This is a genomic window from Arthrobacter sp. H35-D1 (assembly GCF_030063185.1).
In the GTDB taxonomy this organism is placed as follows: domain Bacteria; phylum Actinomycetota; class Actinomycetes; order Actinomycetales; family Micrococcaceae; genus Specibacter.
Map to the genome: position 1 here is coordinate 1 of NZ_JASISP010000076.1, position 861 is coordinate 861.

The window sequence follows — 861 nt, forward strand, 5'->3', positions numbered from 1 at the left end:
TGGTTGCGAGGTGCGTTTCGGTGTGGCCTGTTGGGGCTGCTTCAGTGATGGAGACGTGGTAGCCGAGGGCTTCGAGTTGGCCGATGGCGCGGGCCCGGGCCTTGGCCGGGTCGCGCCGGGTGAAGTAGTCGGCGCCGAGGTCGCGGTAGAGCTCGCCGGTGGTGAGCATGTACCAGGCCGCGATGAGTATGGAGTGTTCGAGTGCGACGATGGCTTTGATCCGGCCGCGGCGGGAGGCAAGACGCTTGTATTTGGCGGACAGGTACGTGTTTTTGGACTTTGACGCGGACATGGCGGCAATACCCATGGCGCCTTTGAGGTAGGAGTTTCCGGGGCGGGTTTTGGTGGACTTGCTGTGCCCGGCAGACTCGTGGGATCCCGGTGTCGTGCCGGCCCAGGACGCGAGCTGGGCTGCGGTGGGGAAGACAGACATGTCGGCGCCGGTTTCGGCAATAAAGACATCGGCAACCCCGGTACTGACGCCGGGGATGCTGCTCAAGAGTTTCCGGACTAGGCTAAAGGGCACCAACGCCTTCTCGATGCGCTCGGTGAGCCGGGCAATGTCACCGCCATGGCCATCGATCCGATCCAGAAACAACCGCACCATGAACCGGTGGTGGTCGGTGAACCGGCCCACCAACGCCTCTGTCAGCTGTGGTATCTTCACACGCATCCTGCGTTTGGCCAGGTCCGCCAGCACGGCCGGGTCCCGCTGGCCGGCGATGAGTGCTTCGAGTATGGCCCTGCCCGAGACGCCAACAATGTCCGAGGCCACCGCGGAAAGCTTAATGCCAGTATCCTCCAGAAGCTTCTCCAACCGCTGGACTTCCCGGGCGCGTTCGGCCGTAATGACTGTCCGGG

General features: G+C 63.6%; 1 protein-coding gene. It reads right to left on the bottom strand.

The annotated features are described in order from the left end of the window. The coding region (locus QMG25_RS20350) for a transposase (RefSeq protein WP_283462948.1) at nucleotides 1-861 on the bottom strand (861 nt) is incomplete at both ends.